At 67.2% G+C, this 25,555-nt stretch carries 25 protein-coding genes; 8 read left to right on the top strand and 17 right to left on the bottom strand.

From position 1 onward, the window contains the following. Nucleotides 1–2 precede the first annotated feature (2 nt). Complete coding sequence (gene accC / locus AC5P53_RS01840; protein WP_014648613.1) at nucleotides 3–1,370, top strand: acetyl-CoA carboxylase biotin carboxylase subunit; 1,368 nt, start codon at nucleotides 3–5, stop codon at nucleotides 1,368–1,370. Nucleotides 1,371–1,499: 129 nt separating this feature from the next. Here accC and AC5P53_RS01835 read toward each other — a convergent pair whose 3' ends face one another. Both AC5P53_RS01835 and AC5P53_RS01830 read right to left on the bottom strand, forming a co-directional pair. Further along, nucleotides 1,500–1,874 (bottom strand): hypothetical protein, encoded by a 375-nt coding sequence (locus AC5P53_RS01835; RefSeq protein ID WP_032959077.1) that lies wholly within the window; start codon nucleotides 1,872–1,874, stop codon nucleotides 1,500–1,502. Further along, on the bottom strand, nucleotides 1,871–2,842 hold the full coding sequence (locus AC5P53_RS01830) for a hypothetical protein (protein ID WP_014648615.1): 972 nt from the start codon (nucleotides 2,840–2,842) through the stop codon (nucleotides 1,871–1,873). Before AC5P53_RS01830 ends, AC5P53_RS01835 begins: the two co-directional genes overlap by 4 nt. 164 nt (nucleotides 2,843–3,006) lie before the next feature. On the opposite strand from AC5P53_RS01830, the gene prmA reads away from it, so the two are divergent. From prmA to fis, 3 genes are all read left to right on the top strand, one after another. Next, a complete protein-coding gene (prmA, locus tag AC5P53_RS01825) occupies nucleotides 3,007–3,927 on the top strand; it encodes a 50S ribosomal protein L11 methyltransferase (protein WP_014648616.1) in 921 nt (306 codons plus the stop codon). A gap of 42 nt (nucleotides 3,928–3,969) precedes the next feature. Continuing rightward, nucleotides 3,970–4,737 carry a DUF3426 domain-containing protein gene (locus tag AC5P53_RS01820; protein WP_241887567.1) on the top strand — a complete coding sequence of 256 codons (768 nt, stop codon included), beginning with the start codon at nucleotides 3,970–3,972 and terminating at the stop codon, nucleotides 4,735–4,737. 115 nt (nucleotides 4,738–4,852) lie between these two features. Then, nucleotides 4,853–5,128, top strand: a complete 276-nt coding sequence (gene fis, locus AC5P53_RS01815; RefSeq protein WP_005419706.1) for a DNA-binding transcriptional regulator Fis — start codon at nucleotides 4,853–4,855, stop codon at nucleotides 5,126–5,128. A gap of 126 nt (nucleotides 5,129–5,254) precedes the next feature. Here fis and AC5P53_RS01810 read toward each other — a convergent pair whose 3' ends face one another. The 6 genes from AC5P53_RS01810 to AC5P53_RS01785 are packed head-to-tail and all read right to left on the bottom strand — an operon-like array spanning nucleotide 5,255 to nucleotide 11,055. Then, on the bottom strand, nucleotides 5,255–6,250 hold the full coding sequence (locus AC5P53_RS01810; protein WP_014648618.1) for a phosphatidate cytidylyltransferase: 996 nt from the start codon (nucleotides 6,248–6,250) through the stop codon (nucleotides 5,255–5,257). Next, nucleotides 6,247–6,876: a lysophospholipid acyltransferase family protein gene (locus tag AC5P53_RS01805; protein WP_014648619.1), complete on the bottom strand. Its 630-nt coding sequence runs from the start codon at nucleotides 6,874–6,876 to the stop codon at nucleotides 6,247–6,249. The genes AC5P53_RS01810 and AC5P53_RS01805 overlap by 4 nt, the downstream gene beginning before the upstream one ends. Nucleotides 6,877–6,889: 13 nt before the next feature. Further along, entirely contained in the window at nucleotides 6,890–7,327 is a 438-nt protein-coding gene (locus AC5P53_RS01800) for a hypothetical protein (protein WP_075076466.1), read from the bottom strand. Continuing rightward, nucleotides 7,324–8,628 (bottom strand): phosphatase PAP2/dual specificity phosphatase family protein, encoded by a 1,305-nt coding sequence (locus AC5P53_RS01795; RefSeq protein ID WP_241887598.1) that lies wholly within the window; start codon nucleotides 8,626–8,628, stop codon nucleotides 7,324–7,326. The genes AC5P53_RS01800 and AC5P53_RS01795 overlap by 4 nt, the downstream gene beginning before the upstream one ends. Nucleotides 8,629–8,651: 23 nt before the next feature. After that, nucleotides 8,652–10,403: a bifunctional alpha/beta hydrolase/class I SAM-dependent methyltransferase gene (locus AC5P53_RS01790; protein WP_049439322.1), complete on the bottom strand. Its 1,752-nt coding sequence runs from the start codon at nucleotides 10,401–10,403 to the stop codon at nucleotides 8,652–8,654. Between the two features lie 34 nt (nucleotides 10,404–10,437). After that, nucleotides 10,438–11,055: a CDP-alcohol phosphatidyltransferase family protein gene (locus AC5P53_RS01785; RefSeq protein WP_197604938.1), complete on the bottom strand. Its 618-nt coding sequence runs from the start codon at nucleotides 11,053–11,055 to the stop codon at nucleotides 10,438–10,440. Between the two features lie 208 nt (nucleotides 11,056–11,263). Here AC5P53_RS01785 and purH point away from each other — a divergent pair, with 208 nt between their 5' ends. Both purH and purD read left to right on the top strand, forming a co-directional pair. After that, entirely contained in the window at nucleotides 11,264–12,847 is a 1,584-nt protein-coding gene (gene purH, locus AC5P53_RS01780; protein ID WP_046429857.1) for a bifunctional phosphoribosylaminoimidazolecarboxamide formyltransferase/IMP cyclohydrolase, read from the top strand. 61 nt (nucleotides 12,848–12,908) lie between these two features. Continuing rightward, the gene (gene purD / locus AC5P53_RS01775) at nucleotides 12,909–14,192 is read left to right on the top strand and encodes a phosphoribosylamine--glycine ligase (protein ID WP_014648625.1); all 1,284 of its coding nucleotides are present in this window, start codon (nucleotides 12,909–12,911) and stop codon (nucleotides 14,190–14,192) included. Nucleotides 14,193–14,270: 78 nt separating this feature from the next. Here purD and AC5P53_RS01770 read toward each other — a convergent pair whose 3' ends face one another. The 8 genes from AC5P53_RS01770 to rhlB all read right to left on the bottom strand — a co-directional run bounded on the left by AC5P53_RS01770 (nucleotide 14,271) and on the right by rhlB (nucleotide 21,382). Beyond that, entirely contained in the window at nucleotides 14,271–14,603 is a 333-nt protein-coding gene (locus tag AC5P53_RS01770; RefSeq protein WP_014648626.1) for a helix-turn-helix domain-containing protein, read from the bottom strand. Next, nucleotides 14,587–14,976: a type II toxin-antitoxin system RelE/ParE family toxin gene (locus tag AC5P53_RS01765; RefSeq protein ID WP_241887566.1), complete on the bottom strand. Its 390-nt coding sequence runs from the start codon at nucleotides 14,974–14,976 to the stop codon at nucleotides 14,587–14,589. Before AC5P53_RS01765 ends, AC5P53_RS01770 begins: the two co-directional genes overlap by 17 nt. 169 nt (nucleotides 14,977–15,145) lie before the next feature. After that, a complete protein-coding gene (gene rpoH / locus AC5P53_RS01760; protein WP_241887565.1) occupies nucleotides 15,146–16,021 on the bottom strand; it encodes an RNA polymerase sigma factor RpoH in 876 nt (291 codons plus the stop codon). Between the two features lie 278 nt (nucleotides 16,022–16,299). Next, complete coding sequence (gene ung, locus AC5P53_RS01755) at nucleotides 16,300–17,013, bottom strand: uracil-DNA glycosylase (protein WP_005419723.1); 714 nt, start codon at nucleotides 17,011–17,013, stop codon at nucleotides 16,300–16,302. Then, the gene (locus tag AC5P53_RS01750; protein WP_019660837.1) at nucleotides 17,010–17,852 is read right to left on the bottom strand and encodes a response regulator; all 843 of its coding nucleotides are present in this window, start codon (nucleotides 17,850–17,852) and stop codon (nucleotides 17,010–17,012) included. The genes ung and AC5P53_RS01750 overlap by 4 nt, the downstream gene beginning before the upstream one ends. 7 nt (nucleotides 17,853–17,859) lie before the next feature. After that, nucleotides 17,860–18,807: a permease-like cell division protein FtsX gene (gene ftsX / locus AC5P53_RS01745; protein WP_241887564.1), complete on the bottom strand. Its 948-nt coding sequence runs from the start codon at nucleotides 18,805–18,807 to the stop codon at nucleotides 17,860–17,862. Nucleotides 18,808–18,810: 3 nt separating this feature from the next. Continuing rightward, complete coding sequence (ftsE, locus tag AC5P53_RS01740; protein ID WP_014648630.1) at nucleotides 18,811–19,497, bottom strand: cell division ATP-binding protein FtsE; 687 nt, start codon at nucleotides 19,495–19,497, stop codon at nucleotides 18,811–18,813. Nucleotides 19,498–19,660: 163 nt separating this feature from the next. Then, entirely contained in the window at nucleotides 19,661–21,382 is a 1,722-nt protein-coding gene (gene rhlB / locus AC5P53_RS01735) for an ATP-dependent RNA helicase RhlB (RefSeq protein ID WP_049439326.1), read from the bottom strand. Between the two features lie 508 nt (nucleotides 21,383–21,890). On the opposite strand from rhlB, the gene trxA reads away from it, so the two are divergent. Both trxA and rho read left to right on the top strand, forming a co-directional pair. Beyond that, nucleotides 21,891–22,220: a thioredoxin gene (gene trxA / locus AC5P53_RS01730; protein WP_005411275.1), complete on the top strand. Its 330-nt coding sequence runs from the start codon at nucleotides 21,891–21,893 to the stop codon at nucleotides 22,218–22,220. A 227-nt stretch (nucleotides 22,221–22,447) separates the two neighbouring features. After that, nucleotides 22,448–24,193, top strand: a complete 1,746-nt coding sequence (gene rho, locus AC5P53_RS01725) for a transcription termination factor Rho (protein ID WP_046429862.1) — start codon at nucleotides 22,448–22,450, stop codon at nucleotides 24,191–24,193. Between the two features lie 87 nt (nucleotides 24,194–24,280). Here the strand turns inward: rho and AC5P53_RS01720 are convergent, their stop codons facing one another. Next, a complete protein-coding gene (locus AC5P53_RS01720) occupies nucleotides 24,281–25,348 on the bottom strand; it encodes a hypothetical protein (RefSeq protein WP_049439328.1) in 1,068 nt (355 codons plus the stop codon). Nucleotides 25,349–25,555: the final 207 nt, after the last annotated feature.

The following is a 25,555-nucleotide window of genomic DNA, read 5'->3' as shown; positions in this document are numbered from 1 at the left end:
CCATGCTCGACAAAGTCGTCATCGCCAACCGAGGGGAGATCGCGCTGCGCATCCTGCGCGCGTGCCATACCCTCGGCATCCGCACGGTGGCCGTGCACTCCACGGTCGACCGCAACCTCAAGCACGTGGCCATGGCCGACGAGTCGGTCTGCATCGGTCCGGCGCCGTCGCCGCAGAGCTACCTCAACATCCCGGCCCTGATCGCGGCGGCGGAAGTCACCGACGCCCAGGCCATCCACCCGGGCTACGGCTTCCTGTCGGAGAACGCCGACTTCGCCGAACGCGTGGAAGAATCCGGCTTCATCTTCATCGGCCCCAAGGCCGACACCATCCGCATGATGGGTGACAAGGTCGAAGCCATCCGCGCGATGAAGGCCGCGGGCGTACCGTGCGTGCCCGGCTCGGGCGGCCCGCTCGGCGAGGACATCGTCGCCAACACCAAGATCGCCCGCGAGATCGGTTATCCGGTCATCATCAAGGCGGCCGGCGGTGGCGGTGGTCGCGGCATGCGCGTGGTGCACGCCGAAGCGTCGCTGAAGACCTCGATCGAAACCACCAAGAGCGAGGCCAAGGCCGCGTTCGGCAATGGCGAGGTCTACATGGAGAAGTTCCTGGAGAATCCGCGCCACGTGGAAATCCAGGTGCTGGCCGATGGACAGGGCAATGCCATCCACCTCGGTGAGCGCGACTGCTCGATGCAGCGCCGCCACCAGAAGGTGGTGGAAGAGGCACCGGCGCCGGGCATCACCGCCGAGCAGCGCGAGCAGATCGGCAAGGTCTGCGTGGAAGCCTGCATCCGCATCGGCTACCGCGGCGCGGGCACGTTCGAGTTCCTGTACGAGGACGGCCGCTTCTACTTCATCGAAATGAACACCCGCATCCAGGTGGAGCATCCGGTCACCGAAATGGTCACCGGCATCGACCTGGTGGCCGAGCAGCTGAAGATCGCCGCCGGCCAGAAGCTGTCGATCAAGCAGAGCGACGTGGTGCTGACCGGCCATGCCATCGAGTGCCGCATCAACGCTGAAGATGCTGAAACCTTCGTGCCGAGCCCGGGCACCATCACCGGCTTCCATCCGCCGGGTGGCCCCGGCGTGCGCGTGGACACCCACATCTACAGTGGCTACCGCGTGCCGTCGAACTACGACTCGATGATCGGCAAGCTGATCGTGCACGGCCCGGACCGCGAAACCGCCATTGCCCGCATGCGGGTGGCACTGAGCGAAATGGTGGTCGATGGCATCAAGACCAACATCGCCCTGCAGCAGCGGATCATGCGTGACAAGGGCTTCCAGGCCGGTGGCCAGAACATCCACTACCTGGAAAAGCGCCTGGCCGAGCGCAAGAACAAGCCGATTGCATTGACCTGATCGGCGCCAGGTGCTGGACATGAAAAGGGCGGGGATCTCCCCGCCCTTTTCTGTTCCTGTAGAGCCGGGCCCATGCTCGGCTTGCCGCCAAGCACAGCCGAGCATGGGCTCGGCTCCACAGCGAGCACGTCAGCGCTTGTCGGCCACGTCGGCCGGAATCTGCGAATGGGCCAGCGGCCGCACGCCATTGGGCGAGGTCGGATCGACGATCACCATGGTTTCGGTCGAACCATCGGGCCACACCACCTGGAAGGTGCTGCCGGCCGGCAGTGAAGCGAATGGCATGCCACTCTGCGCGCGGTAGACCGCAGCGACCTGGCTGGCGCCGGCGCGGCGCACGTCTTCCTGCGCCTTCACCGTGGTCAGCTCCACCTTCGACAGATGCCGGTAGCGGTCCTCGTAGGTATCGATCATCAGCAGGCCAACCGCCCCAGCCGAGTAGGCCACGAACAGCGCCACCCAGAACCAGAACTTGGCCCCATGCAGGAATCGACGGTAATTCATCGACCGTCCCTCTTTCCAACCAATCGCTTGATCCATTCCTTCATTTTCCCAGCACCTTGCCGCGATACCGCAGCGTCATACACGAAATCCCGGAAATCCTGCGCTCCATCCTGCGAACAGATCCCTCCGTTCGCACAAAAATTGTTGACCAGCACGCTGTCCGCTCCACAGGCCAGGCCGAGTTCACAGGCCGCAAGCCGCCATGCAAGTTCACTGAGCTGCTCGCCCGCCACCAGCCCGTCAAGCGCGCGGTCACCGGCCGCACGCACGCCCATGCCTGGCGCGATGGCCATGTAGGCCTCGGGGTCGCGCGAGGTGCGCACGCGCTCGACCAGGTCGCGGCGGTACTCGGCACTGTCATGCAAGGGCTCGCCCTCGGCGAACAGCGACGCTTCCGCGGCCAGGTTGCCCTGCGCGGCCGCCTTGCGGCGTTCGGCCAGCACCAGCGCCGCGCCCAGCTTGTCGCCCGGCACGAAACCGCCACACCGCTGTGCCACGCGCTCGCGTGCCTCGATCATCGCCGGCGCCGCAGTCAGGCCCAACCCGCTCAGTACGTTGTTGTCCAGGCGGTAGCCACCCGGATCGAGTGCGTACTGCGCGCAATAGTCATAGACGCGGCTGAGCATCCAGCGCGCCTCGTGATTGCCGTTGTCGGCCTGTGCGCGCAGGCGCTGGGCGTAGGCATACAGGTCGCTGGCGTCTTCGATGTCGGCGCGCAGGTCCAGCGGCAGGCCCGACGGCAGCGTGTTGCCGCGCTCGAAAGCCGCCAGCCGCCGCGCCAGCGCTTCCGGCACCACCGGCAGCGGCGCTCCGCCGTCACGGCTGGCCATGGCCAGCGGCAGGTCCGGCGACGCCGACGTCGACGCCACGCCCGCAGCATGGCCGCTGGCCCGATACCCGGCCACGCCCAGCACGGCCACCGCCGGCAGCACGAGCAACCAGGTTTTCAGGGTCGGAGCGAAGGCCATCGGCGGTGGTGAGCGTTCACGGCACACAGGAAAGCGCCGAGTTTAGCAAGGCCCGGCAGGCCTGTCTGAACTGCCCCCATTCATCTCAAAGCGGCATCTCAGGCAATACGGAGACGCCCCGATGGTCTAGCATTGCCCCCTTTCCCGCGACCGTCCCCACCGCCATGCCGTTCCTGGAACTGACCCTGCGCTGCACCGAAGCCACCCAGCCCCGCTATGAAAATGCGCTGGAGGACGTCGGCGCACTGGCCGTGACCCTGCTTGATGCCGAAGCCGACACCAGCAACGAACAGGCCATCCTCGAACCCGGCGTGGGGGAAACGCCGCTGTGGGACACCCTGGTGCTGAGCGCGCTGTTCCCCGCCGACAGCAATGCGCTGCTGCTGCTGGCCGCCCTGGAATCCTTCGACCCGGAACTGGACTGGAGCAATGGCAGCTTCCGCGCGGTCGAAGACGAAGACTGGGAGCGCGCATGGCTGGACCAGTTCCAGCCGATGGATTTCGGCAGCCGCACCTGGATCGTGCCGTGGAACCATGAACTGCCGGACGCTGCACAGGCCGCCGATGCCGCCGTGGTGCGGCTGGACCCGGGCCTGGCCTTCGGCTCGGGCACCCATCCGACCACCGCCCTGTGCCTGCGCTGGCTGGACCAGCTGGCCGTGGACGGCCAGCTGCAGGGCCAGCGCGTGCTTGACTTCGGCTGCGGCTCGGGCATCCTCGCGCTGGCCGCGCTGAAGCTGGGCGCCGCCGAAGCGATCGGCGTGGACAACGACCCGCAGGCGCTGGTCGCCACCGCCGACAATGCCGAGCGCAATGGCGAGCAGGCCCGCATGCAGGTGTACCTGCCGCAGGACGAACCGGTCGCCACCTACCCGATCGTGGTCGCCAACATCCTTGCCTCGGCGCTGGATGCGCTGGCCGAGCTGCTGGCCGCACGCGTCGCCGCCGGCGGTCGCATCGCCCTGTCGGGCATCCTGCAGGGCCAGGAAGGCGAACTGCTGCAGCGTTATGCCGCGTGGTTCGACGATCTGCAGGCCACCCAGGATGGCGACTGGATGCGCATCACCGGCACGCGCCGCGCCTGATCGTGATTGAATGACCGCTGGATCCGAGCCCGCGCCCTGAGCATGTCCGAGCCGAACCCGCCGCGCCGCCCTTTGGCCACCTTCCTGCGCCCCGCGTCGGAAGGCGAGGCCGCACCTGCGACCGACGCGCGCACGCCCGACCCGTCGGCGCATGACATCCCTGCCGCGAAGTCCGGGGACCCGGTCGACGCGGCGCTGCCGCCGATGGCGGAGACGCGACAGCTCGATGACACCGTCATCCTCGACGAAGCGACCGTGATCGAACCCATCCTTGCCGTCCCGGCCGCGCAGGCGGTGGCCGGCGATGCGCCGAGCTTCCTGGGCACTTCGCGGCCGCGCGCGCTGCCGACGCCGCGCTGGCACTGGGTGCTGGTCGCCGGGCTGGCACTGCTGCTGGTACTGCAGAGCGTGCTGGCCGATCGTGCGCGCCTGGCCGCCGACGCCGGCAACCGCACCTGGCTGGGCGCACTGTGCGGCGTGCTGCGCTGCAGCCTGCCGGCCTGGCACGAGCCGACCGCGTTCACCATGACCAGCCGCGAGATCCGCCCCCTGCCCGGCCAGGCCGGTGTGCTGCAGGTGCAGGCCAGCATCCGCAACGATGCGCGCTGGGCACAGGCCTGGCCGGACCTGCGCCTGTCACTGTCCGATGCCGATGGCCGGGTGATCGGCAGCGGCGTGTTCACGCCCGCGCAATACCTTGGCGAAAGCCCGGCCACGACCGTGCTGGAACCGGGCCAGAGTGCGCGCATCGCGTTCCGCGTGCAGGAACCCGCCGCGTCCACCGTCGCATTCACCTTCGACTTCCTCTGACCAGGGTAGAGGCGACCAGCCGTGGCAGGTCGGGCACGCTCGCGCTAGACTGGCCGCCACCACCTCGTCCGGCCGCGCGCTCCGCGCGCACGGGCCAACCGAATCGGGAACCCCCTTGAACGCTGTCCTCTCTCGTCCTGACAACAGTCGTGGCGCTCCCCGGCCACCGCTGCGTGAACACGTCGCCCAGTCCGTGCGCCGCTATCTGCGTGATCTTGATGGCTGCGACGCGGACGATGTCTACGAGATCGTGCTGCGCGAGATGGAAATCCCGCTGTTCGTGGAAGTGCTCAACCACTGCGAAGGCAACCAGAGCCGCGCCGCCGCGATGCTGGGCATCCACCGCGCCACCCTGCGCAAGAAACTGAAGGAATACGGCATCAGCGCCTGAGCGCGCGCGGGTAGTGCCGGCCGCTCGCCGGCAACCCCATGAACGATGGCAGGATGTCGCAGTTGCCGGCCAGCGGCCGGCACTACCGGTAGATCCACGCCATGCGTGGATGCAGCCCCGGCGGGATCACCCGCCGCCGCCCGCCTTCCAGTAGTACCGCACCACATGGAAGAACACCGGCGCGGCGAAGCACACCGAATCGAGCCGGTCGAGCATGCCGCCATGGCCCTCGATCATGTGGCCCCAGTCCTTGATCCCACGGTCGCGCTTGATCGCCGACATCACCAGGCCGCCCCAGAATCCCATCAGGTTGATCAGCAGCGACAGGCCGAACGCCTGCAGCGGCGTGAACGGGGTGATCCACCACAGCGCCGCCCCAAGCGCGCTGGCGCTCAGCACGCCACCCACGAAGCCCTCCACCGTCTTCGACGGCGACAGCTTCGGCGCGATCAGGTGCCGGCCCAGCAGCTTGCCCCAGATGTACTGCAACACGTCCGAGGACTGCACCACGATCACCAGGAAGGCGAACAGCAGCACATTGCGCGAGGGGTCGTGACCGGGCACGTGCAGGTTCAGCAGCAGCGGCACGTGCGAGATGCAGAACACGCAGATCATCAACCCCCACTGCACCTTCGCGGTGCGCTCCAGGTAGTGCGTGGTATCGCCACCGATGGTCGACAGGATCGGCAGGAACAGGAACGCATAGACCGGGATCAGCAGCGTGTACATGCCGTACCAGTCGATCCACACCAGGTAGTACTGCCACGGCAGCACGATGTAGAACGCAGCCAGCAGCGCGTAGTAGTCGCCTGAACGGGTCGGCGCCAGGGTGATGAACTCGCGCAGCGCGAACAACGAAATGATCGCGAACAGCACGATCACCCCGGCGCGGCCGAAGAACAGCGCCAGCCCGACCACGATCGCCATCACCCACCATGCACGGATACGCGACACCAGGTTGGCGATCACCGCGCTGGGCTGACCGCGCTGGCGCCAGCGCAGGGTCTCGGCCACCAGCGTGGCCAGCACCAGCACCGCGCCGACGCCGGCAAACAGCAGGCCGGTCTGCTGGCCGACACTCTGCGTTGCCAGATCGCCAGATACATCCAGCACGAAACTCATGCACGACCTCCATTCGGCGCCAGGTCCAGCAGCGCCTGCCGGCTGCGGGCCAGGAATGCGGCCTTGTCCTCGTCGGCCTGCAGCCGCAGCGGCGTGCCGAAGGTGGCCGTGCACAGCAGCGGCAACGGCAGGAACCGCCCCTTCGGCATCACCCGCTTCAGGTTGTCGATCCATACCGGCACGAACTCCAGCTCCGGCCGTTGCCGCGCCAGGTGGTAGATGCCGCTCTTGAACGGCAACAGCGGTTCATCGCCGATATTGCGCGTGCCTTCCGGGAACAGGATCAGCGAGCAGTCTTCGTCCACCGCATCGCGCAGTACCTGCAACGGGTCCTGCTGGCGATGGCCGGCCTCGCGCTCGACCAGAACACCGTTGAACACCGCATCGATCAGGTAGCGACGCAGGCCATCACGCTGCCAGTACTCGGCCGCGGCCACCGGGCGCACCTGGCGCCGCAGTGCCGGCGGCATCGATGACCAGATCAGCACGAAGTCACCATGGCTGGCGTGGTTGCCGTAGTACACGCGGCGCTCGCTGGACGGCGCGCAACCGATCCAAAGCGCGCGTGCGCCGGTCACCACATGGATCGCACCACTGCAGGCGCGGGCAATCAGTTCGGCAAACATCGGTCACTCCCATTCACGTCTGCGGCCACACCACGGCCAGCACCAGCAGTGCGAACTGCACTGCGGTCAGCAGGTACTGGCGCAGCAGCAGGCGGCGCATGCCGGACCAGCGCGCATCCCAGCCACGCAGTGGCGCATCGGGCGACGCGCGGCGCAGGCCACTGTCGTGCAGCAGCTGATCGATGCGGCGCGCGGCGGCTTCGCCCTCCAGGCCTTCATCGCGCAGCAGCTGCAGCAGGCTGGCATCCAGCCCCACCCGCCACGCGTGGTAGGCCTGTGCGATGCCCGCGGCAACACTGAGCAGCAACAGGCCGGCAGCGATCATCGCCAGCCCCGGCTCGGTGCCGAGCAGCAGCAGTGCCACCAGCAACATCCCCAGCGACAGCAGCGCCGGCCAACGCCCCTGGCGCAGCAGCAGCTGCATGGTCACCAGATCGGGAACCGTGCTCATGCGCGCGCTCCTGCCGCAGCAGTGATGGCATGCAGATGCGCCGCGTGCAGCACGATGCCGGGGCGTGCAGCCCGCACGATCGCCACTGCCGCGTTCGCATCGGCGGCACGACCACTGCGCAGCAGCCAGGTGGCGACGCTGGCGGCACTGCGCGAATAGCCCAGCGCGCAGCACGCCAGCAGCGGCCCCTGCACGCGCAGACGCTCGATGGCATCGGCCGCCTCGCGCAGCTGTTCCGGCGTGGGCACCACCAGGTCCAGCATCGGCACGCTGGCATACGCCGCGCCCGGCGCGCGGCAGGACAGTTCAGCACAGGTATCGACCACGCCGACCAGCGGTGTTGGCAACGCAGCACAGGGAATGCGTCCCAGCCACACGTCATCCATCACCGGCACCGGATGCGGCGCACGCCGCGTCCACAGCCGCGAATTGACCCAGGCTGCGCCCAGGTACGGCGCCAGCAGCCAGCGTGCCGCCATGGTCAGGCGACCATCGGCGCGCTTCTGGAACACCGCGGTACCCAGCCCGGCATAGGCCAGCGCCACCAGCAGCAGCGACACCACCGGCCACAGCAGCCACAACGCGGCGCCACGCAGAAGCACCACCGGCACCAGCAGCACAGCGGCCCCCAGCAGGTACACCCCCGCCAGGCGCCAGCGCTTGGCATCACGTGCCGTGCGCCATGCACGCAGCGGTGGCGTGCCCTGCTCCGGCCACAGCCAGACGCACAACCAGCCGGCCAGCAGGCCGGTCGGGATATCGATGAAGTGATGCTGGAACGTGGTCAGCACCGATACGCCGATCAGCAGCGCCCACACATGCAGCACCCAGCGCCACACGCCGTGCAGGTACTGTGCGAACTTCACCCACAGCACGATCAGCAACACGATGTGCAGCGACGGTGCCTGGTTGAACGGCTTGTCGAAGCCCAGCAGCACATCGAACAGCCAGCCGAACACACCGCCGATCTGCGGACGCTCGAAGCTGAAGCGCAGCGGCCACAGCAGGAAGCAGCTCACGGCGATCAGCTGTGCGCTGAACAGCCGCAATGCGTGCCGGTCCAGCTCCAGCCGTTGCCGGCACAGGAAGAACGAGACCGCGTAGAACAGGTCGATCGACCAGTACGGCACGATGGTCCATGGCACGAACGGGATGCGGGTCTCCCAGCCGAACGCCATCACCGGCAGGGTAGCGTGGCGGCCGGCCATCCAGTTGGCGAAGCCATAACTGGCGAAGAAGAACGGACCCAGCAGGGCCAGCCACAACAGGGCGCGCCGCCAGGGGCGCCCCTCTGCGGCCAGTGGGGATGCGGCGAGCGTCGCCATCACGCGGTCCGGCGCGCCAGCGATACGGTGAAGATGCCGAAGTCGTCGATACGCTGCGCCACCTTCTCGAACCCGGCCAGGCGCACCAGTTCGTCCATCTCCTGCTGGGTACGGCGGCGCATCACCCACGCCGCGCCACCGCGGTGGCTGGTCAAGGCACGGGCAATGAATTCCAGCTGCGGGTGCCAGGGCTGGCCGGTATAGGCCAGGTAGCCACCCACTGGCACCGCTGCGGCAATGCCCTGCAGCGAGCGCAGCACGGCGTCGTTGTCGGGGAACAGTTCGTACAGGCCCGAGACTACCGCCAGCGTCGGCGCTGGATCGACCTTGGCCAGCTGTGCCGGGTCGAACGCATCACCCTGCTCGAAGCGCGCGATGTCGGCCGCGCCCAGGCGCTGGATCAACGCCTGGCCCTGGGTCACGTTCAGATCGCTGAAGTCGCGCAGCACGATGCGGTCGGCGCGCTGCTCGCCCTGGCCCAGTGCTTCCAGCACATAGCGGCCATGGCCGGCGGCCACGTCCAGCACCCGCACCGGCGTGCCCTGCCCGCGCAGGCGCTGTGCGGCGTCGCGCAGCAGTTCCTGCAGGTGCTGGCCACGCACGCGGATGCCACGCCAGCCGATCGCATCCAGGTAGTTGCGGTCGACCATCCGCCCCAATGGGCCCTTGCCGCGCGCCTCATTCCGGTAGATGTAGTCCAGCGTGCTACCGGAATCGAAACCGGTCTGCAGGCCCAGCGCGATGCCTTCGGACAGCGTGCCGCCGAAGCGCAGGCCGCCACGTACAACGCGCCAGCGCAGGTCGGCCAGGCTGTTGCGTTCCGGTGGCCAGGCCAGGATCTCCGACTCTTCGAAGGTCGGCCCATGGCGGTGCGCGTCGCGCCGTGACAGCTCGCGCAACGGTTCGGCGAAACGCGCCTGGATGAAGCTGCGGATGCGCGCCAGTGCCGGTGCCCGATCGCGCTCGCCCAGCGTGTCGTGGAAGAAGCCCGGCAGGTGCACCCGCTCCTTGATCGGGCTGGACAGGCGCTCATAGAAGCGATCCTGCGGGCCACGGTGCACCACGAAATCCGAGCCGGACACCAGCAGCTGCACCGGCACGCTGATCGCCTGCGCATCGGCCACGATGCGGTCGGCCGCTTCGTACAGGCCCAGCAGCACGCGCACCGAGATCGGCCGGGTGATCAGCGGATCGGTACGGTAGCTTTCCACCCGCGCCGGGTCATGGGTCAGCCACTGCGGCTTGACGTAGCTGTTGACGAAGAAGTTGCCGCGCAGCTTCTGCATCAAGGCCAGGCCCGGCCGCGCGAACGGCACGTACAGCTTCACCTTGAACGCCGGTGAAGCCATCACCAGCGCACGCAGGCGTGGCGCGTAATCGTGCACCCAGGTCGCGGCGACCACCGCCCCTACGCTCTGCGCGATCACCACGATGTCTTCCACCGCAATGCCGTGCTCGGCGCCGATGTGGGCGATGAAGCTGTCCAGGTCGCGCACCAGCGCCGGGAAGCCCGGTGCATCGCCACGCGCACCCGGCGAACGGCCATTGCCGCGCGCATCCCAGGCGAAGAAGGCGGTGTCGGGCAGGTCCAGCTCATCGACCAGGTGGGTGACGCGCCCGGAGTGCTCGTGGCCGCGGTGCAGCAGCACGATGGCCCGGGTGGCCGGGGTTGCGGTGGTGCCCGCCCAGTACCGGTAGAACAGCGGTACCTGGTCGAAGCTGTGGAATTCCCGTTCCTGCGCCTGACGCATGCAATCTCCTGATTGTCTTTTTGTATCTGCTTGATTAATTCGACGAAACCGCCGTTTCCCGCAGTCCGCGACGGACGCGGTTGATCATGGTCAGCATGCACAGCACCGCCATGGCCGCAGCCACGCCAGTGACCGTCATCGCGCCAACCCACTCAAACGCCAGCAGCAGACCCAGCACGCCGACGACGAAGGCGCGGTCACTCTTGCCCATCGGGCCGTCATAGCGGCGGCTGGCACCGACCATCAGCCCCAGCACCCCGGCGTACTCGCTCAGCGCCGCCGTCCAGGCCACCAGCCACAGCACTTCCGGGCGCACGCCCGGCACGCTGAGCAGGCTCAGGTACAGCGCCGCGTCGGCGATCACATCGCACAGCTCGTTCAGATAGGCGCCCAGCCGCGACTGCTGGCCGAACTCGCGGGCCAACATGCCGTCCACGGCGTTGAGCGCCATGCGCAGCAGCATCCACAGCGGCAGCAGCAGGTACAGCAGGGGCCGGGCCGGCGCGCAGCACCAGACGGCGGCAGCGACCAGCAGCGAGACCACGGCCGCGGTCACGGTCACCGCATTGGCGGTGATCCCCATGCGGTACAGACCGCGTACGGCCGGACGCAACAGGTCCTGAAAACGTCCTTTCAATGCATAGATCGACACGATCCGAACCCGCTGATCCTTGGCAGTTCCGGCACAGCCTACCCGATTGGAGCAGCGCGCCCCATCGAATTGCTTGCGGACCGCCCCCGGCCAGGCTGTGCTGAAGGCGGCCACAGGCCGTGGGTGCGGGTCGATTTTCCCCGCCGGCGCCCGCCACCGGCCCCCACCGCCTACAATATCGGCCCCGCTCCGCTGCCGATTCTGTCCCATGACTGCTGATCTGTTGCCCGTCCGCCGGGCCCTCCTCTCCGTTTCCGACAAGACCGGCCTGGTCGAGCTGGCCACTGCGCTGGCGGCACGCGGCGTGGAGCTGTTGTCCACCGGCGGCACCGCCAAGGCGATCCGCGATGCGGGCCTGGCCGTGAAGGACGTGGCCGAGGTCACCGGCTTCCCGGAAATGATGGACGGCCGGGTCAAGACCCTGCACCCGATGGTGCACGGCGGCCTGCTGGGCCGCTCCGGCCTGGATGACGCAGTGATGGCCGAGCACGGTATCGGTGCCATCGACCTGCTGGTGCTGAACCTGTACCCGTTCGAATCGGTCACCGCCCAGGCCGACTGCACCCTGGCCGACGCGGTCGAGAACATCGACATCGGCGGCCCGGCCATGCTGCGCTCGGCGGCCAAGAACTTCGCCCGCGTGGCGGTGGCCACCGATCCGTCGCAGTACGCCGAGCTGCTGGCCTCGCTGGAGGCCAACAACGGCCAGCTGACGGCGGCCACCCGCTTCGCATTCTCGGTGGCCGCGTTCAACCGCGTCGCCCAGTACGATGCGGCGATCAGCAACTACCTGTCGGCGGTCACCGCCACTGACGCCGCCGTGCCGGCCCGTGCCGAGTACCCGGCGCAGATGAACTCCACCTTCGTGAAGGTGATGGACCTGCGCTATGGCGAGAACCCGCACCAGAGCGGCGCGTTCTACCGCGACCTGTACCCGGTGCCGGGCACGCTGGCCACCTTCCAGCAGCTGCAGGGCAAGGAGCTGAGCTACAACAACCTGGCCGACGCCGATGCGGCGTGGGAATGCGTGCGCCAGTTCGATGCGCCGGCCTGCGTCATCGTCAAGCACGCCAACCCGTGCGGCGTGGCCGTCGGCGCCGGCAACGGCGATGCCTACGAGCTGGCCTACGCCACCGACCCGACCAGCGCCTTCGGCGGCATCATCGCCTTCAACAAGCCGCTGGATGCCGCCACCGCCAAGGTGATCCTCGACCGCCAGTTCGTCGAAGTGCTGATCGCCCCGGACTACGAGCCGGCCGCGCTGGAGTACGCGCAGAAGAAGGCCAACGTGCGCGTACTGCGCATCCCGCACGGCGACGGGCTGAACAACTTCGACAGCAAGCGCGTCGGCTCGGGCCTGCTGCTGCAGTCCTCGGACAACCGCGGCATGACCCGCGACGAACTGAAGGTGGTCAGCAGGCTGGCGCCGACCGACAAGCAGTTCACCGATCTGCTGTTCGCCTGGAACGTGGCCAAGTTCGTGAAGTCCAACGCGATCGTCTATGCCAAGGACAACCGCACCATCGGTGTCGGTGCCGGCCAGATGAGCCGCGTGTACTCGGCCCGCATCGCCGGCATCAAGGCCGCCGATGCGAACCTGGTGGTCGAGGGCTCGGTGATGGCCTCCGACGCCTTCTTCCCGTTCCGCGATGGCATCGATGCCGCTGCAGCCGCCGGCATCAAGGCGGTCATCCAGCCGGGCGGTTCGATGCGCGATGCCGAAGTGATCGCCGCCGCCGACGAACATGGCCTGGCCATGGTGTTCACCGGCGTGCGCCACTTCCGCCACTGATCCGCATCACCAAGCCGGGCCCTGCCCGGCTTTTCTCTTCCGTACCCGAGAACCCTGTCCCATGAAGATCCTCGTCATCGGCTCTGGCGGCCGCGAACACGCCCTGGCATGGAAGCTGGCCCAGTCCTCCCGTGTCACCGAAGTGATCGTGGCGCCCGGCAACGCCGGTACCGCCAGCGAAGACACGTGCCGCAACGTGGCAGTCAAGGTCACCGATATCGACGGCCTGCTGGCGCTGGCCCAGGCCGAAGGCGTAGCGCTGACCGTGGTCGGCCCGGAAGTACCGCTGGTGGCCGGCGTGGTCGACCGCTTCCGCGCCGCCGGCCTGCGCATCTTCGGGCCAACCGCCGCCGCCGCGCAGCTGGAAGGCAGCAAGGCCTACGCCAAGGACTTCCTGGCGCGCCACAACATCCCCACCGCGTACTACGCCGTGCACAGCGACGTGGACGCCGCGCTGGCGTATGTGCGCGAGAAGGGCGCACCGATCGTGGTCAAGGCCGATGGCCTGGCCGCCGGCAAGGGCGTGATCGTGGCGATGAGCCTGACCGAGGCCGAGGACGCGGTGCGTGACATGCTGTCCGGCAACGCGTTTGGCGATGCCGGTGCGCGCGTGGTCATCGAGGAATTCCTCGACGGTGAGGAAGCCAGCTTCATTTCGATGGTGGACGGCGTGCATGCGCTGCCGATGGCCACCTCGCAGGACCACAAGCGCGTCGGCGACGGCGACACCGGCCCGAATACCGGCGGCATGGGCGCCTATTCGCCGGCCCCGGTGGTGACGCCGGAGGTGCATGCACGGGTGATGCGCGAGGTGGTGAACCCCACCGTGCAGGGCATGATCGCCGACGGCATCCCGTTCACCGGTTTCCTCTACGCCGGCCTGATGATCGATGCCAGCGGCGCACCGAAGGTGATCGAATTCAACGTGCGCTTTGGCGACCCGGAAACCCAGCCAGTGATGCTGCGCCTGCAGTCGGACCTGGTCGAGCTGGTGGAAGCGGCCATCGATGGCCGCCTGGATGAGGTCGAAGCGCAGTGGGACGCGCGCCCGTCGCTGGGCGTGGTGCTGGCGGCCAGGCCGTACCCGGAAGCGCCGATCACCGGTGACGTGATTTCCGGCCTGGACGACGTGCCGGCCAGTGCCAAGGTGTTCCATGCCGGTACGGCATTGGATGCGCAGGGCCACGTGGTCAGTGCGGGCGGTCGCGTGCTGTGCGTGGCCGCACTGGGCGACAGCGTGCGCGACGCGCAGGCCAATGCCTATGCCGGCGTGGCCAAGGTGAGCTGGGCCAACGCGTTCCACCGCAACGACATTGGTTGGCGCGCGATCGCACGCGAGGGGTGAGGCACACCCCCGCTTCCATGCATGGCGCGGATTGAATACCACAGTAAAGCAAAGGCCCGGCATTGCCGGGCCTTTGCTTTACAGGACTGCTTCGAGACCCTTCCGATCAATCAGGTTCAAAAGCTTCAGCGACGGCCCGCTCGGCTTCTTCCCGCCCTGTTCCCAGCTACGGACCGTCGAAACGCTGGTGTTGAGCACACCTGCGAACACCGGCTGGCTAAGTTCCAACGACGTGCGAAGTGCACGGATCTGGGCGCTGCTGTATTCGGGCACAGGCCTCAGACAAAGCGCCTCGTACATGCTCATGCGCCGCTTGTCGATGAAGCCGCTGGCGTAAAGGCCCGCCGCGCCTTCATGCACCGCATCGAGGATCGCACTCTTTGCACGTCCATGTTCAACCGTCTTTGTCATGGCAAATCTCCTGCAGTTCTCCGCAGATAACTGCCCTGTCCAACTGTTCAGGGCTCATTCTCAAGAACTCAGACGCATACAGCTGAAGGGCGTCCCGTTCCCCACTACTGATGGTCGCGCGCGCGTTCTTCTCGTAGCAGAAGAGAAAGAACCAGTAGTGCCCCACCCTAGTTGCGACAATAACGCGGGCGCTACCGCGCTTTCCGCGGCCCGGCAGCGCAACCCGCTTTTTGAGAAGGCCGCCCCCTATATCTGCATCAATCAGTCCTTGACGCATTTCCACCGCCGCGCGGCACAAGGCTCTATCGGTCAGTGAAGAACGTCGTGTACTGCGGTTGAAGCTTCGAGTGCGGAAGACACGTGACATGATCATACCGTGCCACCGAGTGGTACGGCGTGAAAATCAGCGTCCAGCGCATGCTCCGGTCGGCGCAGCTGCCGCCCTGGCGCCAGGATTGATCCACGCCATGCGTGGATGCGCTCCAGAAACAAAAAGGCCCGGCATCTCCGCCGGGCCTTTCTTCAATCCAACGCCACCCCGCTTACGCGGTGAACAGCGCCTTCATCTTCTTCAGCGCGTTCGCTTCAACTTGGCGGATGCGCTCGGCCGACACGCCGTACTCGTCGGCCAGTTCCTGCAGCGTCACCTTGCTGTCCGCGTCCAGCCAGCGGCGGCGGATGATGTCGCGCGAGCGGGCATCCAGTTCCGCCAGGCCTTCGCGCAGCAGCTGCATCTGGTTGTCTTCGCTGTCCTCGCGCTCGTAGGCCATCGACGGGTCTTCGTCATCGGCGACCAGGAACGCAGCCGGCGACGGCGGTGCGTGTTCGTTGTCCTCGTCGGCCGGCGCATCGAACCCGATATCGCGACCCGACAGGCGCGACTCCATTTCCATGACCTCGCGCTCGGACACGTTCAGGTCCTTGGCCACCGCGCTCACTTCCGCCGCGTTCATCCAGCCCAGGCGCGTCTTCGACTTGCGCAGGTTGAAGAACAGCTTGCGCTGCGCCTTGGTGGTGGCGACCTTCACGATGCGCCAGTTCTTCAGGATGAACTCGTGCATCTCGGCACGGATCCAGTGCACCGCGAAGGAAACCAGGCGCACGCCCATGTCCGGGTCGAAGCGCTTGACCGCCTTCATCAGGCCGATGTTGCCTTCCTGGATCAGGTCGCCCAGGGCAAGGCCGTAGCCGTTGTAGCCGCGGGCCACGTGCACCACGAAGCGCAGGTGCGAATGCACCAGCTCGCGGGCAGCGTCCAGATCGTTGCCGTCGCGGAAGCGACGGGCCAGGTCCTGTTCGTCATCGACCGACAGCACCGGGATCTGGTGCACGGCACCGATGTAGGCGTCCAGCGAACCGAGCGCACTGGGAATCGGGAGATTGTTTGCCACAAGGGCAGTAGAGGTGTTCTGGCTCATAGGCACCCATCTTAGCAGTCCGGGATTTGGACTGCTAAAGGAGGAAAAAGTTCCAGCATCCCATTGATGCAACACTGGTCCCAAACAGAGCCCTACCGTAGCGCGATTTGATGACAGTGGCGAGCATGCTTTTCGGGATTCACAATCCCTTGGAATTCAAGCAATTACCTGCCGTAAAGCGGCCGATTCCGGTCAAGCGGAGCTGAACGGGCCGTTCTGAAGGCCCATTCAGGCCCGGGAACGTTGCCCGGTGTTCAGGCCCAGCGGCCCGCCGGCCCTCAGAGTGCCGAGCGCGGCGGCAGCGACCAGTCGATCGGGGCCTGGCCGCGGCGCTGCAGGTACTCGTTGGCCATCGAGAAATGACGACAGCCGAGGAAGCCCCGATGGGCCGAAAGCGGCGACGGATGCGGCGACTTCAGCACGCGATGGCGGCGGGTGTCGATCACCTTGCCCTTCTGCTGCGCATAGGCGCCCCAGAGCATGAACACCAGCCCTTCGCGCTCGCGGTTGAGCACATCCACCACGTGGTCGGTGAAGCCTTCCCAGCCACGACCCTGGTGCGCACCGGCCTTGCCCTCTTCCACCGTCAGTACCGCATTGAGCAGCAGCACGCCACGCTGCGCCCACGGAATCAGGCAGCCGTGGTCCGGACGCGGGATACCGAGATCGCTCTCGATCTCCTTGTAGATGTTCAGCAGCGACGGCGGCACCGGCACGCCCGGCGGCACCGAGAAACTCAGGCCATGTGCCTGGCCGCGACCGTGGTACGGGTCCTGCCCGAGGATCACCACCTTCACCTGCTCGAACGGCGTGGCGTCGAACGCGGCGAAGATCTGCGGGCCGGGCGGGAACACCGCCGCGCCACTGGCCTTGCGCTGGCGCAGGAAGCTGGACAGCTCGCGCATCTGCGGCTGCAACAGGTAATCGCCGACATGCTGCTTCCAGCTCGGTTCCAGCTGGATCGTCGGGGTGTCGGCTACTTCATCCATCATCGCAACAGAGGTCCATCGTTCAATCGGGCCAGCCTCAGCTGGAACAGCACCTTGGTGACCAGCAGCCGTTCTTCGATCGGCTTGAGCACCAGGTCGTTGGCACCGGACTGCAGCAGCCCGGTCTGGTTGTGCGGGTTGCCATCGCCGGTCATCACCAGCACCGGCAGGCGGCGCTTGCCGTAGCCGAAATCCACGCGCACGCGCTGCACCACGTCGCGACCGCTCAGTTCGCCCTTCAGGGTGACGTCGGTCAGCACCAGGTCGATGCGGTGGCGACTGCGGCCCAGCGACTCGGCGGTGAGCAGGGTGAACGCTTCTTCGGCGCTGACCACGTGCAGCACGTTCAACTGCTGGCGTTCCAGCATGCGCTTGGTGGCCTCGGCCACCACGCGGCTGTCCTCGATATAGAGGATGGTGGCACCGGGGATGGTCTGGGGCTGCACGTAGCCGCGGATGAAGGTCGCCAGTGCTTCATGGCCGAGCGATTTGTCGAAATAGTCGGTGACGTACTCGGTGAAGCGGCGCTGCTCCAGGTGCTGCTGGGCATCGCCGGAGACCACGATCACCGGCACATAGGCCTGGCCGGCCGCTTCGCGCACCATCCGCGCCAGCGCCAGGCCGTCGCCATCGCGCAGGGTCAGCGAGGTCGTCACCAGGTCCACCGGCCCCTGTGCCAGCGCCTGCTGTGCGTCCTCGATGCTGTCGCAGCCGATCACCTCCACGCCCGGCAGGTCACGCTGCAGGACGTCGGCGATCAGCTTGCGCACCAGCTTCGAGCCATCGACCACCATCACCCGCGTCGCGGGCCCTTCAAGGTGTTTCAGCGCTTGCGGTTGCATGCCGGTCTCAGGTGTCGGTCGGGCGGGTCTGGCGGAGGAAGTGGCCGGTGACCAGCCAGGCGCCCAGCCAACCCAGCAGCAGCGTGCCGAGCAGGACCAGGCCGCCGTGCAGCAGGTCCAGGCCGTGCAGTACGAACGGGCTGCCGTAGCTGCGCGAGAGTTCGGCCAGCGGCATGCGCAGGGCGGCACCCGCAGCGCCGATCAGGGCCAGCGCCACCGCGCCGGCGCCCAGGCCGTACCACGCGCCCAGGTACAGGAACGGGCGGCGGATGAAGCCATCGCTGGCGCCGAGCAGCTGCAGCACGCCGATCTCTTCGCGGCGGGCCTGGATGTCCAGGCGCACCGTGTTGCCGACCACCAGCGCGGCACCTGCGCCGAGCAGGACCGACAGCACCTGCACCAGCCGCGCACCGAAGGCAAGCCAGGCATCCAGGCGCTGGCGCCACAGCGCGTCGTGCTGCACCAGATCGGCCTCGGGCAGGCTTTCCAGCGCGCGCGCCAGGCGTGCGTCGTCCTTGCCCTGGCCGGGAGTGATCACCAGCAGCGAAGGCAGCGGATTGTCGTTGAGTGCGTCGATCGCCTCACCCAGGCCGGCATCGCGCAGTTCCTGCAGGCCCTGCTCGGGCGTGCGCACGTTCACTTCGGCCACGTCGTCGCGGTCGCGCAGCTGGCCGGCCAGGCGCAGCGCGCCGGGTGCATCGACGTTGCCCTTCAGGAACACGTTGATGTCGCGCGACTGCTGCACGCTGCCGGCGAACTGCTTGAGGTTGTCCAGCGCGATCGACAGGCCCAGCGGCAGCGCCAGCGCCAGCGCCATGACCATCACCGTCAGCAGGGTCGCCCATGGCTTGCGGCAGGTGCGGCCCAGGCTGAACACCACGCTGTGCACGTGGTGCTGGAACCAGACGCCCACGCGCGAGGGGGCGGCGACTTCGCTGTTTTCGTTCTTCGCCATCGGTTACTCCGCCAGGTCCTGCGGCGAGATGTCATCCACCAGCCGGCCATGGTCGAGGATCAGCACGCGCTTGCGCATGCGGCGCAGCAGCGGCAGGTCGTGGCTGACCACCAGCACGCTGGTGCCGCGCGAGGGCAGCTCGGCGAACAGGGCCATGATCTCCGCCGCCAGGGTCGGGTCGAGGTTGCCGGTCGGCTCATCGGCCACCAGCAGCTTGGGCTCGCCGACGATGGCGCGGGCGATGCCCACGCGCTGCTGCTCGCCGGCCGACAGCTGCGAGGGCAGCGCCTTCTCGCGATGGCCCAGGCCCATCCGCTCCAGCACCGAGCGCACGCGCTTGCTGATGTCGCCACGGCGGGTGCCGCGCAGGATCAGCGGCAGCGCCACGTTCTCGGCGATCGAGCGGTCCATCAGCAGCCGGTGGTCCTGGTAGACCGCGCCCACCGCGCGTCGGTGGCGGGGCACGTCGCCGCCGCGCACCTTCAGCAGGTTGCGCTCGTCGAACACCACCGCGCCGCGGCTGGGCCGCTCGTCGAGGTGGATCAACTTGAGCAAAGTGCTCTTGCCCGCACCGGAATGGCCGGTGACGAACAGCATCTCGCCCGGCGCGACCTCGAAGCTGACATCGATCAGCGCCTCGTGGCCACCGGCGTACTGTTTGCTGACATTGTCGAAGCGCAGGACACTCATGCCCCGATTATGCAGGAGCGGCGCGACCTCGTGGAGACGGTCGCGCGATAGGTAGTGCCGGCCGCTGGCCGGCAGCCATGTGGGTTGCCGGCCAGCGCCCGGCACTACCGTTCAAAGCCACCCGACCAACGGTCGGGGGCTTCCCGCTGATCGGCAGCGCCGATCAGCTGCCCGACAGCATCCGGCGGATCTTGCGGCCGATGCGGGTCAGGAACGAATCGCCGCTGTCGGCCGCCGTGCGCACCGGCTTGGCCACCACCTGCACCGGGGTCACCGGGCTGGCGCCGTTGCCGGCGTTGGCCTGCACGCCCTCGCCACCCTCGACCGGACGGCCGTGGCGACGACGACGGCGCTTGCGCGGCTTGCGCTCGCCATCCACGGCACCTTCCGGCGCGCCCTCGGCGCGGGGCGGGCGCGGCGGACGCGGAGCCTGGGCGACAGCGGCTTCAGCACCTTCGGCCGGGGCAGCTGCAACCTGCTCGCCTTCCACGCGCGGCTTGCGCGGGCCACGCGAACGGCGCTCGCCGCTGCGCTCACCGTCGCGACGCTCGCCACGGCCACCGCCGGAGCGGCCCCCACTGCGACCACCACCACGGCGCTCTTCTTCAGCGGCGCGGGCTTCGCGCGCTTCACGGAAGATCTGGCCGACGCTCTCGTTCTCCTCACCTTCCTCGCCAGCAGCCGGGGCCGGGCGTTCCGGGCGCGGCAGCGGCGTCAACAGTTCCTTGGTGACCGGCTCGGACGGGATCTTCTGCTCGATGTAGGCCTCGATGTCCGGCAGGCCCATCGCGTAGCGTTCGCAGGCGAAGCTGATCGCATCACCCTCTTCGCCCAGGCGCGCGGTACGACCGATGCGGTGCACGTAGTCTTCGGCGTCGAACGGCAGGTCGTAGTTGTAGACGTACTTGATGCCGTCGATGTGCAGGCCACGCGCGGCCACGTCGGTGGCCACCAGGATTTCCAGCTGGCCCTTCTGGAAGCGGTTGAGCAGGCTCTCACGCTTCTTCTGCGGCACGTCGCCGGACAGCACGCCGACGCGGTAGCCGGCCTTTTCCAGCGAGCGGGCGACGCGCTCGACGAACACCTTGGTATTGACGAACACCATGGTGCGCGCGCCTTCACTGCGCGACAGCAGGCCCAGCAGCAGCGGGATCTTCTCGTCGTCGGCCGGGAAATAGATGCGCTGGCGCACGCGCGCAGCGGTGATGGTCTCGGCTTCGACCACCAGCTTCTGCGGCTCGTTCATGTGCTCGTAGGCCAGCTCCAGCACGCGATGGCTGAGGGTGGCACTGAACAGCAGGGTCTGGCGGATGGTGCGTTCCGGCATGCGGCGCAGCAGGAAGCGGATGTCCTTGATGAAGCCCAGATCGAACATGCGATCGGCTTCGTCCAGCACGCAGATCTCGCAGGCATGCAGCGAAACCACCTTGTGCTGCTTGACGTAGTCGATCAGGCGGCCCGGGGTGGCGATGATCACGTCCACGCCCTGCTGCAGCAGCTCACGCTGCTTGTCGTAATCCACGCCACCGTAGACCAGCGCGAAACGCAGGCCCAGGTCGGAACCGAACTTCACCGCATCCTTGTGGATCTGGATGGCCAGTTCGCGGGTCGGGGCAAGGATCAGCGCACGCGGATCCTCCGGCTTGCGGTCGGCCAGCGCCGGGCGGGTCAGCAGGCGGTTCACGACAGCGACCAGGAAGGCCAGGGTCTTGCCGGTGCCGGTCTGGGCCTGGCCGGCAACATCACCGCCGGGCAGCGCGACCGGCAGGGTCAGCGCCTGGATCGGGGTGCAGCGGGTGAATCCGGCTCCTTCAAGGCCGGCCTGCAGGGCCGGATGCAGCTCGAAGGAGGAGAAGGTCAAATCGGTCAGCGGTTTGTCGCTCATGAGTCCGTCTTGGTATGGCCGCCGGCCCGTGGGGCGGCTGGCACTTCATCGTCTAGGGGCACCGTCGCAAACTGCGGCCCCTGCGGCGGGTTGGCAGGCTGGGACCACCGGTCCGCGCGCCGCACAATGCCCCAGTTTACCGCACTCGGGCAGGCAAACCGGAATGCGGCGTCTCATGGCGTCCAGAGACGCCACCTTCACCCAGCCACACCGGACTTGAACGGCCTGCCCGGGTTCGCTGGTGTCGCCCACTGCCAGCCCCATGTACAGGAAGACAGTGAAATCCGACACATACCGGCCATCGAAGCGATCACGATACGCTGGGTTCCAACCGGCGCCTGTCCCTGCCCTGCGATAGGGGTACACTGCCGGCCGTGAGCGTCCAGGCATCCCGCCGAACGCACCGCGGCAGTGCGCCGCGAGGCAACGACGAGGGTCGCGCCACCGGGCATGGCCCAGTTCACCCACCTCCGGCATGGCCGGGTGCAATCCAAGACGAGAAACCAAGATGAGCGACAAGGTTGTACATGTCGGCGACGCCGACTTCGATAGCGCAGTGCTGAATTCCAAGGAACCGGTGCTGGTCGATTTCTGGGCCGAGTGGTGTGGCCCCTGCAAGATGATCGCCCCGGCGCTGGACGAACTGGCCGATGCCTACCAGGGCCGCGCCAAGATCGCCAAGGTCAACGTCGACCACAACCGCGCACTGGCCGCCAAGTACCACGTGCGTTCGATTCCGTACCTGGTCGTGTTCAAGGACGGCGAGAAGGTCGGCGAGCAGATCGGTGCGGTGGGCAAGGCCCAGCTGGCCGGCCTGCTGGACAAGGCCCTGGCCTGATCCTGCTGTTCCCGGCAGCCGCCGCCCGCGGCTGCCGGCGGGCGCCCCGCGTCCATCATGAATGCTGTTCCCGGCGACCCTTGCATGCCGCCGCAGGCCGATGATAGTGTCGGCATATCCGGCCGCGCTCGCGTGCCGCACCCTCTGGACGCAGTTTCTTCCAGACCCATTCCCAACGTTCGCCGCCCCAGCCGGGCGCTCGCACCTTCAAGCGAGGAATAACGCTCTTGTCCGATAACACTTCCGAAACCGGCAGCGCCGATGCGCCCGCCGAAAAGCGCGTGCGCAAGCCCCGCGTGAGCAAGGCCGCCGCCCCGGCAGCCGCCGAAACCAGCGCCGCTCCGGCGCAACCGACCCTGCCGCTGGCAGCCGCGCCCGAAGCGCCGGCACCGGCTGCAGCCGCCCCCGCGCCGAGCGCGCCTGCCACTGAAGCCCCCGCCTCCGGCGGCGGTGAGGGTGGCGAAGGCCGCGAATCCGGACAGCGCCAGCAGAACCACCAGGGCGGTGGGCAGCACCAGGGCCAGGGTCAGAACAACAACCCCTACAACCAGAACGGCCAGCAGGGCCAGGGCAATCGCCGCGACCGTTTCCGCAACCGTCGCGACCGCGACCGCAACCGCGGTGGCCGCGATGACGGCATGCCGCAGGACGGCGGCGAGCAGCAGCCCTTCGTGCCGCGCCCGCACGCCAACGTGCCCGAGGGCTTCCCGGTCTACTCGCTGAGCGACCTCAAGCGCATGCCGGCACAGAAGCTGCTGGAGATCGCCGAGCAGCTGCAGATCTCCGAAGGCGTGGCCCGTGCCCGCAAGCAGGACGTGATCTTCGCCCTGCTCAAGGTGCTGACCCGCCACGGCGACGGCGTTGCCGCCGATGGCGTGCTGGAAATCCTGCCGGACGGCTTCGGCTTCCTGCGCGCGGCCGAAGCCAGCTACCTGGCCGGCCCGGACGACACCTACATCTCGCCCAGCCAGATCCGCCGCTTCAACCTGCGCACCGGCGACCACATCTCCGGCCGCATCCGCTTCCCGAAGGACGGCGAGCGCTACTTCGCGCTGAACATCGTCGACACCATCAACGGTGAGCCGATCGAAGCGTCGAAGAACAAGGTGCTGTTCGAGAACCTGACCGCGCTGTTCCCGCGCCGCCGCTTCACCCTGGAGCGTGGCAACGGTTCGTCGGAAGACATTACCGGCCGCATCCTCGATCTGATGGCGCCGCAGGGCAAGGGCCAGCGCTCGCTCATCGTGTCCCAGCCGAAGGCCGGCAAGACGATGATGATGCAGCAGGTCGCCACTGCCATCACCACCAACCATCCGGACGTGCACCTGATCGTGCTGCTGATCGACGAACGCCCGGAAGAAGTGACCGAAATGCAGCGCACCGTGCGCGGCGAGGTCATCAGCTCGACCTTCGACGAGCCGGCCGCGCGCCACGTGCAGGTGGCCGAAATGGTCATCGAGCGCGCCAAGCGCCTGGTCGAGCACAAGAAGGACGTGGTGATCCTGCTCGACTCGATCACCCGTCTGGCCCGCGCCTACAACAACGTGGTGCCGAGCTCGGGCAAGGTGCTGACCGGTGGTGTGGACGCCAACGCCCTGCACCGCCCGAAGCGCTTCTTCGGTGCCGCGCGCAACGTGGAGGAAGGCGGCAGCCTGACCATCATCGCCACCGCGCTGGTCGACACCGGCTCGAAGATGGACGAGGTGATCTACGAAGAGTTCAAGGGCACCGGCAACAGCGAAGTGCACCTGAGCCGCCGTATCGCTGAAAAGCGCGTGTTCCCGGCCATCGACATCAACCGCTCCGGCACCCGCCGCGAGGACCTGCTGATCGAGCCGGAACTGCTGCAGAAGATCTGGATCCTGCGCAAGCTGCTGCATCCGATGGATGAAATGGCCGCGATGGAGTTCCTGCTGGACAAGATGAAGAACACCAAGTCCAACGACGAGTTCTTCGGTTCGATGAAGCGCTGATCCACGGCATAGATGGAACCAGAAGAGGCCCCGCGATGCGGGGCCTCTTCATTGGAACCAGCGTCCCCGTCCGTGGGCACCATGGAGCTATCGGCAGATCTGCCGCGGGTCCAACTCCAGATCACGACAGATGCGATCATGCGCCAGGTGCGCCGCCCGATGCCTGAGGCCAACGGCAGCCAGCCAGCCGGGAATGGACGGCAACAGCATCTCCCATACATCAGCCTGCAATCGCCCCCTCAATGCGATCAGCAGCTGGCGGGCCTCATCTTTGGCACCCGCGAGATACGCCGCAAATGCAAATGTCTCCATGCAGATCCCGTGATAGCTGTCGCCATGAAGGGATGCAATGTCCCGCAGACGACACTCCAGGGTTTCCGGCGTGGCACCGGCCCATTTCAGTATTGCGCGGCGTAGCCACGCAGCGGTTGTCTCGTTTCCGAGATGGCGGGAGATTCCTCGCATTGAGCTGAAGCCGTCCGCCACGGTCAGGGCATCATCCAGCAGCGCTTGTGCAGCCACGATGTGCGAGCAGCTGCCAGCGGGCGCGTTCTCAACCACCCAATCGGCAAATCGAAAGTGATCATCCGGCTCGCCTCCCCAGCGCTGCCATGTCCCTCTCGCATACTGCACGATCGAAGGGCAATGGAACGGCTCGGCCGCCATCGCCGCATTGAGCCAGTCATCCCTGTTTCCGTCACCGGTGCCGACCACGACGTCACAGTGAATCAGGCCAGCCAACGCCATTGCATTGCCAGGCTCCTGGGCCACGATGTCCGAGAGCTTCCGATATGCCTGCATCATGATCCCGGGGTATCTGCGTCGCCGCAACATCGGGATATCCGCTGCGTAGCTCTCACCGCGGACTGACCATGCCTTGTTGATTTCCGCATATGCAGAAACCAGTAGAGGGTGAGAGGACTGTGGCAACGCCTGCGTCCACGTCTTGATCCATCGACCAACCCGACGTTCCACCGACAAGCGCCAGACAAGGTGCTCATGGGTCTCAGCCGGCACCCCCGCCATCACGGCCTCGGCCGAAGCATGGTCACCGGCATTCAGGTGCATGCGAACCCGCGAAAGATGGGATTCGACAAAGTGGCCTCGATGGGTTGCGCAAGGAAGAACCCTCAAGCTCTGCAGCAGAAATCGCATGAACGTGCATCCTCCAAACGCACCATGCTTTCAGTTCCCGGGGGCAGGTACCATGCGAATAGTTGTAGATTTCCTTGACCAGCCAGACTGACCCTGCGCCCACGCGTCCTGGCACCGAGCTCGCTGCGGCAGGTTTTTTTTTGCCTGCAGGGCGACCCACTTCACTTTGCCGCCGCCGACTTTTGGCGATAATCCGCCCGATACCCT

The organism is Stenotrophomonas sp. YJH_SMC_82 (assembly GCF_059368875.1).
Note: the sequence above shows the minus strand (reverse complement) of the source record. Positions and strands in the feature narration are given on the sequence as shown.